Annotated in this window: 5 protein-coding genes and 3 pseudogenes; 7 read left to right on the forward strand and 1 reads right to left on the reverse strand. The window is 56.8% G+C overall.

Annotated features, from left to right (window positions below; translation table 11 throughout):
* Positions 1 to 375 precede the first annotated feature (375 nt).
* The 6 genes and pseudogenes from AWB82_RS32065 (at position 376) to AWB82_RS32085 (ending at position 8,477) form a co-directional block, all read left to right on the forward strand.
* Entirely contained in the window at positions 376 to 1,818 is a 1,443-nt protein-coding gene (locus AWB82_RS32065) for a hypothetical protein (RefSeq protein ID WP_086973322.1), read from the forward strand.
* A 64-nt stretch (positions 1,819 to 1,882) separates the two neighbouring features.
* Entirely contained in the window at positions 1,883 to 3,544 is a 1,662-nt protein-coding gene (locus AWB82_RS32070) for a TnsD family Tn7-like transposition protein (RefSeq protein WP_159462648.1), read from the forward strand.
* A pseudogene (locus tag AWB82_RS39275) lies at positions 3,534 to 4,010 on the forward strand (TniQ family protein); the annotation flags it as partial. The gene AWB82_RS32070 and the pseudogene AWB82_RS39275, both read left to right, overlap by 11 nt.
* Positions 4,011 to 4,118: 108 nt before the next feature.
* Entirely contained in the window at positions 4,119 to 5,183 is a 1,065-nt protein-coding gene (locus tag AWB82_RS38640) for a hypothetical protein (RefSeq protein WP_235023521.1), read from the forward strand.
* A 104-nt stretch (positions 5,184 to 5,287) separates the two neighbouring features.
* On the forward strand, positions 5,288 to 6,157 hold the full coding sequence (locus AWB82_RS32080) for a PDDEXK family nuclease (RefSeq protein WP_086973325.1): 870 nt from the start codon (positions 5,288 to 5,290) through the stop codon (positions 6,155 to 6,157).
* A gap of 31 nt (positions 6,158 to 6,188) precedes the next feature.
* The gene (locus AWB82_RS32085; protein ID WP_086973326.1) at positions 6,189 to 8,477 is read left to right on the forward strand and encodes a hypothetical protein; all 2,289 of its coding nucleotides are present in this window, start codon (positions 6,189 to 6,191) and stop codon (positions 8,475 to 8,477) included.
* 533 nt (positions 8,478 to 9,010) lie between these two features.
* Here AWB82_RS32085 and AWB82_RS32090 read toward each other — a convergent pair.
* A pseudogene (locus tag AWB82_RS32090) lies at positions 9,011 to 9,968 on the reverse strand (IS5 family transposase).
* Between the two features lie 129 nt (positions 9,969 to 10,097).
* Here AWB82_RS32090 and AWB82_RS36845 point away from each other — a divergent pair.
* A pseudogene (locus AWB82_RS36845) lies at positions 10,098 to 10,190 on the forward strand (IS5/IS1182 family transposase); the annotation flags it as partial.

Here is a 10,190-nt window from a genome sequence, read left to right on the forward strand (position 1 = left end):
TGATTCGAGCGAATTGCCGCGAAGCCGTTGCCATTCCGGGCTGCTGTGTAGTGAGGCGGGAGCGGTCATAGAACTCATCCGTTCTAGATTGCGCTCGCACACCGCGCCTCCGAAATCTACCTCCAGGTACATTTCACTTCCTTGATGTTCAACCATCCTCCATGGAGGAATAAATGTAGGACTACTTTAGACATAGAGGCGGCTGCCTGAGCAGTGCCAGATTCAACTGAATAGGTCGCAGGCTGCATTCTCGGCGAGGTGGTTACCGCGTCATGAGAGTCGCAACGTGCACATAAGCTATCGCGCGATTTCTGTGGACGTCCTGGGCGGGCCCCCCAGAGTCGCGATGCGCCACCGAGATTAAGGAGTTCGGCCATGGATGATGCAAACCACCCGCACGTTGGAGAGATGACGAGCGAAAGAGGACATGCGTTGGTTAGTTCGGTGCAAGGCGAGTTGATAGAGCGTTCGCCGTTCGAGCTTGCCAACGCCAATCCTCTTGCCACCACAGAGTGCTACTTCAATGTCTCATCAGTGGTGCCCGAGTTGTTGGAAGTACTGCCGGCCAACTTGGTACGTCAAGAACTCATGAATCGCTGTGCGGAAAAGAGCACGACGCTCGTGCGTGCCGAAGAGCATGTAAAGATTGCAGCTCTGACCGCGTTCTCTGACGGATTCTCACCAATTGACGAGCATTACCAGTTCGCTATCACGATAACCGGCGCCATTGTGGAGCACACCAAGCAGAAGCGCTCGAATCCTAGATATGAGCGGCTGTACTACGCGTTACCGCATGTCATCAACCGGTCTCAGCCGCTGCCTGCAAGGAAGGATTACGGGTTGCTTGATGGGCGGAGCTTCGTCCTCAGAGGCGTCAAGCACACCGGGCGCAATGCGTTTTTGAGACGGCTGTGCAAGATGTACGGACCTCCAATCTGCGCTGAGCCAGTCGCCCTTGATGCGCCGCCGACCGTCTGGTACATCCCCACGCTAACGGTCAAGCTGGAAGAGTGCGAGAACCTCGCAGACGTCATCCATTCCATGAGGCAGACGTTCATAGCCGAAATCAAGGACCCGACCGACGCGCAAAAGGCAGTCTTCCGGTCTCTGGAGCGACGCGATGCAGCAAACGCGGCGATTGCAGCGTGCATTTTGTTAAACGTCGGCTTGTTCATCTTGGACGGTGCCGATGTCGAGCACATCGGGTGCGACTTTGAGAGCATCCTCGCCTTTGCCGTTCAATTGAAGTCATACGGGATACCAATCCTGCTCTCCTGCACCGAAGCCTTCTTCCGACGCGCATCACTGAGCACATCCCGGATTGGGAAAGCGCTCAGCGGCACCGTCGTGACCTTTCGCCCGTTCGGCCCGCCGGATGAGTTGGAAGAGGACATCACATTCGAGAGCGAGGGCACTGAACTCGATTTTGACGAGTGGACATCCTATTGCGTGTTCTTTTGGCTGGGTGGTCTGTTCGGCGATAAAAGTCGTCCCATGCCCAAGGGCTTACCGAAGTGGACGTACGAGATATGCATGGGTCGCATCGGGTGGCTCGCCGCCGGTTTCAAAGCGCTTCATGAGCAGCTCATCTGGTATCCCGGCACTGACCTGACGAAAGGTTTCGTGACCGAGATTTTCGAGGAGCAACTCGCCTACTGTGAAGATGCTCGGCGAGCCCTGCGCGATGCGGAGAGCGGAAACGGCGTAAGTGAGCTCAGCTTCACCCGGTTCATGGACCACTTCCCGGCTAACGCTGCCGAGAAATTCAAGCTCGTTCAATCCTTGGCTGTAACTCCGAAGGGCCGTGCGCGCCGCTGAAGTACCCCTCGTCCTGCGCCCGGCCTTCCCGGATGGCGAACTGGTCAATGGGTTTCTCAGGCGAGTGAGCAACCTGCATGAAAACCAGTCATTGGCACAGCTCTGCCGAAAGTTGCTTGCGAGAAAGACGGGACTTGATGGGATGCCGAGTTGCTTGGCCGAGTTTCATTCGTCGATAGGCCATCTGTACTGCAGTATCGAGATGCTTTTGGGCCGCCACACCCATCTCGACTACTTCAGCCGGGGCCTTCCTCGAAATCGTCTAAGCGAGCAGCGCGCTCGACTGTTGGGCAAGTTACATGGACCGGTGCGGCTGTGTCGACTGCCGGTCCTGTTCACACCTTCGGAAGGGGAGTACCTCGTTTGCGCCGAATGCCGTCGGTTGTCGGCAAAAACGTATCCCTTTGAGTTTGTTCATCGGAATCACGTGGCGCCATTCGTCACCGCGTGTGGGATTCATGGCCGCCCTCTGGAATCACCGGGCGCGCAGGGTCTGCTCTTTGACCAGCTATGCAGGTCTTCGCCGACGCGCCATCAACTTTTGTGCGCAATCGAGTTCGCAAGACGTACGGCTGACTGCATCGACGATGGACTGCTTGGCTTGGTCTATCAGAGAGACAACGTGAAGACAGCCCTGACGGAAGCAGGATGGATTGCGGAGGGAGGCCGAATCCACCTCGCTCCGTTCATAGATGACTTCCAGCTGTTTTTTGACTCATCGTTTTCGGACGAGCGATTGTCGCTGCTACTGAGCTCACGCGACCACGTGCATAACGCGATTCGTGCGCTGATGCGGCATGACCACGCACTGCATCCGGTGTGGTGCATTTTGCTCGCTTGGTTTGCGCAAGAGTGCTTGCATTGGCGACGTACTCCAACGAACCGGGTGAGGGACGTACGGGTCGAGCTTCCTCAAGACCATGTCATCGCTCAGCTTCTGGAGACTCACGGCTCGCTGAACAAGGTGGCTCGAGAACTCGGCGTCGACGCGCATCGGCTATCGATGCGATGCAGACTTGTTGGCATTCCATTCACGCCACGTGAACGGCTCCTGGACGACAGCCAACTGCAGACGGTCTTGCGATTGTTCAATGAGGGCCGACGCCCGGCTGAGATTGTCCGGATGACTCGAATCTCGTCAGCGACCGTCTACCGGATTCTCGCCGCCTCGCCAGGTGTCCTGGCAGCGAAGCGAAAAGCTGTCGGCACCAAGCGTGTAGCAGTAGCCAAGCGTCGGTGGCTAGCTCTGTGTCGAACGCATCCCGTTGCGGGTGTGACCACCCTGAGAGCGAAAGCACCGCGGACCTACGCGGAACTGCGGCGAAATGCGCTCATGTGGTTGTCCGAGCATAGCCCGAAAGCGAGCAGACACCCGAGACGCTCGGGCGCACCACGGTCGTCGCAGCTCGCGAGGACGATGGGCCTGGCGGCCAATCGCGCCGCCGCGCAGTGCAATCGTGACTACCGCCCGCCTCAGAGGCGCTCGCGTTACCGCATCCAGCAGATGCTGGGGGTGTCCGAGTACGCACTCGCATCAACGGAGCATGTCGCCAAGAGCGTCTCGTTGATTGAATCGCGCGAAGCAGTGATTGCCAACAGGGTCGAGTGGGCAGCAAAGAGATTGCCGGCAGGACTCGCGTCGCCCGCGTGGCGGCTAGGCAAGACGGCGAGCCTGCGTCCGGCAACAGTAGAAAGCGAACTGAAGAGGAGAAACGATGCAACGTGAAGGGCTGGAAGGTAGGTTTTTCTTACGCTCGAAAATTCTGCCGGAGGAGGACCCGAGTGGCTTTTTGAATCGTATGCTTCACTACAGAGCCGCTCATACACGCGACCAAATCATCGAGCTACTCGGGAGCAGTTCTGGACGTCTCGCATGGTCGTTCCCGTCCAGATTAGACGTTGCAAAAGCAATGTTTCCGCGGGCACTACCTGAGATGGACGGCTTAGTGCACGGCTATACGCGATTTCCATTGTTTTCGCCTTTCCTCGTTAAAGCGACGCGAAGACGTCTGTACATGCATCATCGGAAGGAAGGCTACTCGTCGGTGGCCCAATCCTTTGGACTTCTCGACCGAGCACGTTTCGGAATATGCCTCAAGTGCGTGCAGGAGGATTTGCAGAAAACCAAAGGTGGTTTCGCTTACTGGCGAAGGGCTCATTTGATACCGGGTGTCGCCTATTGTGTAGTCCATCAAGAGCTTCTTTACACGCTTTGTGAGTCTTGCGAGCTTGGCCATCGACGCAACAGCGAGCCCGTATACCCGGGCCCCAAGTGTCTTTGTGGGAAAGCGGTTCAGAGGATGGTGAAGCCGAAGCGTCAAAAGTCAGAGGATGCATTGTTGGCTATTGACGCGATGGCTGTTGAATTGATGCAAGGGAAGTGCCCCGTCATGGTAGAGCCGGGATTGATTCCAATGCACGCTCGAGGTTACCTACTGCGTCAAGCGCATCCTAACTTCGTGCACTTGTTGCGAGAGTCCACCGGTCTTCTCAATCAGGTGATAGGAGGCGAGGCATTGGCCCTGCTGAATGTGCGCGGCCATACCGTTGAGCGCTTGCTCGGTCGGTTGGGGGATGGGCTGCATCTGATAAATCCCCGTCAGAACATCGCGTTCGTATACACCGTGTTTGGAGGCTGGCCTGGACTGAAGGAAGAAGTTGACCTGCGCGCGCAGGATGTCGAGGCATATGAGGCGTCGGGCCAACACGTTCCGAAGCGCATAAGGGTAGGCAAAGACACAAAAAGCGACCTTATTCGTAGATTCAACAACCTCGACGATAGGGAACTGAAGGAACGACGCAGGTCCGCCCGAGATTTTATACAGGCCGCATTGAAGGCTAACCGGTGTCTTACACGAACCGAGCTCTTCAGGATGCGCGGTGGGAAGACGCATTATTTGTTTGCTTTGTATATGGACGAAGCCTGGTTCTTGAAGGCATTGCCTCGCATAGTGCTGACGGCGCCTCGGCAACGGGAAGTAAGTGTGAGAGCAGCATTTCCAGGTCTTAAGCCAACAGGGAAGGATGCTGATTTTGCGGAAAGGATATATGAGGTGTGCGACGCCCTGCTCGAAACAAACCCGCTGAAACGTATAACCCGAGCGTGCCTGCTGAACAATTCGAGAAATGAATCGATTAAGGGCTGGGCAGAGAAGTCGCCCTCAGTGCGGGAGGCGCTCGAAGCATGTGTTGACTCGGACGAGGAGTTTATAGAACGACGTCTTGGATACGTCTGCGAGAAAGTCGCGGAAATCTCCATTCTCCATCCGTACGCGCTCAAGTCGTCGTATCGAGGCTTGAGCACACTGCAAATCATCCAACGCATCAAGAGGGCACTAACATGGCTGAAAAAACACTCAGGATAATCGGCGATTGCAGCCAGCTTCCGGGCTCGCGAGCAGAAGGTCAAAGACTTCGCGGAACGTATGTGGCAGCGGGCCATCGACCGGCCTCTATATCTCGATGGTCCTTGCCAATCGAGAAAGTCGAGCTCGCCGAGGTCATCAGCCCGCTGGAATACGACCCGAATGACCCAGCGTCTCTTCGCATCCGCCTACTTGGCGGACGACCAATACTCAGTTGGCCGATTGTCCTCCCTGAGACGGACCCGCGAGGCGTGCTTAGCGCAGACTCGTTTGAGTGCTGGAAGAAGGCCAGCGACAGCCGCAAAGGCATTGCCGGCTACCACCACAGTTTCAAGGGCATGGGGAAGGTGGCCTGTCACTCGTGGTTGGAGGCGCGTCTTCTTCGCTGGTTTGAGATGTGTCCATTCGTTGTCGAAATCCGCACTCAGTACCCGCAATGGAACAGGGCGGAATTCCTCGAATATTGTCGGGCCGGCTGCCGCTACCCCGAGAACAAACTACGCACTATCGACTTCATGCTGAGGCTATGCCTGCCAGGCCTGCCTTATCACATCTATCACGGAGTGTCGGTAAAGCCTGACGCGAAGCTGCTCGACCCGAAAGTCATTCGCCGGCATGAGAAAGAAGCCGCAGGGCTGTGGGAGTGGGACGGGACGCATGAAGTGATGACTGAGCTAACTGTTCCAGCACAGGAGACGACGAACTGCGAGCGCCTGCTTTCTTATATGGGACAGGCAAGCACCGAAGAGATTCGCCTACTTGCGGCGCCAGCCGCCGACTTTGGAAAGGCACTCAACAAGTCTGAAGCCAAGGGCCCAATGGACCGGGTGGTCGGAATGGTCGGCGCGCGGCGGCAAGGCTGGACCTTGAATGAGTCGTACCGGGCACTGGGGGTGGCGTTCTTTCTGGGTCACCTCCGTTGGGACCACAGGTACCAAGTCCACCCGCTAGAGCAAATGTTTCTCGTGAAGTAAAGCAGAAATTCAACCACAACAGGAGTATTCGATGCGAATTAAGGACTACGATGGATATGGGGCCATCAAATTCACCAAACACCAACCGTTCATCCAAATTTCCCCAAGTGGTAAGCAGACGCTGTATCGGTATCTTGGAGAAAGCGAGCACTTCATCTACGCGGTAAAGCTTGGCGAGCAGTCGGTCGGTGCGGCGCTTGTCCTCAATGAGGACGACGCCTCAACCAAAAACCGAGAGGTTTTCAAGCGGCGGAAAGCAGAGAGTCTGTTCAAGGCCGGCCTGCTCAAGCCTGTGATGGAGCGTGCGGTTCCGCTCGAGATGGAGGATGACAAAGCTATTGAGTCCCGCATCCGCTTCAAACAAGAGTTTGGCAAAGAGGATGTGCGAGATATGACGGCTCGCCGCCGAATGATGATGTACATCGACGGCACGTTCGGTGATGACCCGTTCCGCGACGATGCAACGTACTCGGAGATGGTCAAGTGCGTGAGTGACTTGTTTCAAACCGACGCAAAAACAGTACGAAAGTACTACGAGCGCCATCTGTTCTATGGTGGTCACAGAAATGCGACAGCGGAGCAGCACTGGAAGAAGGGAGGCAAAAGCAAGAAGCGTCGTGGGCTGAAGAAAGAAGGAGAATATGTGCTGCAGGGACGGAAGCCTTCGGCCGAGCGGCTAGACCCTGATTCCCACCTGGGTCGTAAGCAACTTCGGCCGCGGATGCTGACCCGGTGGGTGAATTTCATACGTGAGCATGCCCACAAGCTGTCACTGACTATCACGGAATTGCTCGAACGGTTCAAGCTCAAACTCGTTGGGTACAACCGTAACAAACAAGGAGAGGTTGAGTACCATCCCATCGACCCTCGTTACTACCCGCCCGATTCCTCGATGCTCGATGAAGGGCAAAAGGCACTGGTCGAGGCACGGATTGAACTTGACCGTCGCAAGAACGAGGGAAAGAGAGCGGGCAGCACGGCGCAACTAGCCGACGGGGACTTGAACGTATTCGATATTGATGGAACTGTTGCGACGCAGTTCCTCGAGTTCGGAAACGAACTTGTCCAAATCGACGGGGTCCTGAAGCCTACATTCCTTGTGGCGATGGATAGAGGCAGCCGATGCTGCGTCGGCTATTACGTGACCCTTGGGAATGAGAACGCCGATGCGTACCTTGCTTGCATGTTTAGCGCCTACACTGACAAGGAACGGGAGTTATTGCGCTGGGGGGTGCCGCATCTGGACGGGCTGGTCCACGGCTATGCGCGGAAAATCTTCGTGGACCGCTACGCCGGTATCTCGGAGAAGATGCAGCACGCGATTGTGACTCGCATGAAGGAACAGCTCTTGATGGCAGCGCCGGGTGACCCTGAAGCAAAAGGCGATGTCGAGAACTTAATTGGCTACTTGCAGAAGGAACTGGGGAATCTTCCTGGTTCGAGCTACCAAGAACCCGTAAAAGGCACGGGTGATGAGAAGGACGAGGCGCGAGCGCGGAATCGTTTGAAGCTGAAAGACGCGCCCCGAGGTGCCGTCATCACCTTCAGGCAGTTCATGCAGGCTTTCTTGACAGCCATCAGCAAATACAATCTGACGGCGGATGTGCGGCATCTCCGGACCAACGAGATGGCCGCAGCGAAAGTGGCCCCGGTTCCGAAAGACGTTTTCTTGTACAACCAAAGCCTCCAACGAGGAGATGCAGCGTGGGATTGGCCCGAAGAGAAAATCTTCCGGACGCTCTCTGTGCCGTTCGAGAGGTCGGCGAGTGGCGGCATCGTTAGATTGGGGAACAGGGAATACACCTCACCCCGTTTGCAACAACGAGCGCGGGAGTACAGTCAGCGAAACAGGGGGAAAGCGCTCCCGGTGAAGGGCTTCGAACTTTTCACCTCTCCATTGCACCTCTTATGGGAGGACGATGGGTACCTGGAGTGTCTCGATGCCAGTGAAGGCACGTTGAAGGTCTACGGTGATGGCTACAAGTTCCTCCACGACTATATCAGCACGCTGTCAAACGCCGATTTGGCGAAAAAGCGTGACAGAGAACGCTTCCATTCGACGGTCGCCAATGTCGTCGCGAAGCCGGTGTCGAAGGTCAAACAAGCGGTAATGGCGAAGGTCGATGGGTTGGTCAAGAAGGTGACCAAAACGGAGGCGAAGGAGGCTGCGGCCGACTTCGGTCGACATGCCGACACGCTAGACCTGATTGACCGACTAAGCGGGAACCCTGGCTCCAAGAACGAGGCTCCCACGGCGCCGCCTGCTACGGGGGACGTTCCGTCTCATCGTCCGCGTCGTCGCGTTTTGGCTGACTGGTAACGTCTTACTTAGGTTGGGCCTCGACGTACGAGGCTGCGCAGGAGTTGAGCCCGCGAGAATGGGTGAACGGAGGGGTGATTTTTCCCGAAAGCCCTTACTCAGCAAGGGCGAGGACATTATCAATTGCTTTTCGCCCCATTTTGGGGAATTTTCGAAATTTGGGGGGTGATTTCGGGTTTTTAGAAGCGTCCCCCAAATCTCGCTCACGCAGTTGTGGTAACGGTCTCCGCCATTCGCGAGTCTAGTCGAGGGACGCTTTAGTTCTTTGCGGGCACCTTCAAAGGAATTCAACACTTAGTCTGGCAGCGCGCCTCGCTGCGCGCCGCTTTTGCGGACTATTGTTCAAACACTCGCCCCTTTTAGAGCCCTTAACAAAATGAACGAAAGAGCTGTTAAGGCAATGCTGAACAAGTATCTGGATATACCGAAGCGGGCGCAGGACGTTGCAGGTCCGGGGCAATGATGCCTTTGTTTGCATGCATTGGCCGTCCTCGGGGCATCGCGCATGGGCCTTTGGGCCCGCGCATCGCTCATTACGGGCGTACCGGTGCCATCAATCGCTTGCGCGAGAGATAAATGTTGCTCAGTGCCAGCGCGACGAAGGCGCGATTGGCAGTCTTGGCCGGACCCGGGTAGCGTACCTTGTGAATCCCCACAGCCGCTTGACGACCGCGAACACATGTTCAACGCGTGCTCTGATCTTCGACTTGTTGCGATTTTTGCTGCGCGCAAGCTCGTCGACTTCTCCCGCACGGCGCCTGCGCTGATTGGTGAAACAGCGAGCGTGGGGCGCCTTCTCGCGAATCAGCGCTTTCTGGCTCGCATAGGCGCTTCGCCATAGACGCGCCGCTCCTGTCCATGCAGCAGTTGTGTCAGCGCGTGCTTGCCGTGTACGTTGGCCGGTGTGACCACGGCGCTATGCGTCAAGCCACTCTGGCTGTGCATGCCGATGTGCGACTTCATGCCGAAATACCACTGCCGGCCCTTGCGCGTCTGATGCATTTCGGGATCGCGCGCCTTCTCGCTATTCTTCGTCGAACTCGGCGCGGCGATCAGGGTCGCATCCGCGATAGTGCCGCTGTTGAGCTTCATCCCGCTGGTCTGCAGGACCGGTCCCACCTCGGCAAACAATCGCTCACCGAGTTTGTTTGCCTCAAGCAGGCGCCGCAACTTGAGCAGCGTCGTCGCATCCGGCACCGCCTCACAGCCCAGATCGATGCCCACGAAGCGATGCAAGCTGGTGCTGTCGTAGAGCGCCTCTTCGCAGGCGAAGTCAGCCAGATTGAACCAGTGCTGAACGAAGTGAATCCGCAGCATGCGCTCCAGGCCAATCGACGGGCGGCCGTTGCCGCGCTTGGGATAGTACGGTCCAATCACCGCGCACAACCCGCCCCACGGCACGATGGTGTCCATCGTGACGAGAAACGCGTCGCGCCGCGTCTCGAATCCCGCACCCTTCATCTGCGCCATTGCGAGCGTGCGCTGCCTCATCGCCTTTCTCTATCTTGTTGTATGTGCCCTCATAACGCTTGACAGGCATACGCGGTGGACTTGATCAGCGTTGCCTTAACCCTCGATGAATGCTGTTAACCTTTTCATTGTTTCGACGGTGAAAAGGACATGGCCAAGCCGCTATTCGACGACGACCTTTGGGCACTCATCGAACCGTTGCTGCCCCCTCCGAAGCCACGTCGGGCCCGTTATCCGGGGCGC

Origin of the sequence: Caballeronia glebae (assembly GCF_001545035.1) — a bacterium.
GTDB classification, from domain to species: Bacteria; Pseudomonadota; Gammaproteobacteria; order Burkholderiales; family Burkholderiaceae; genus Caballeronia; species Caballeronia glebae.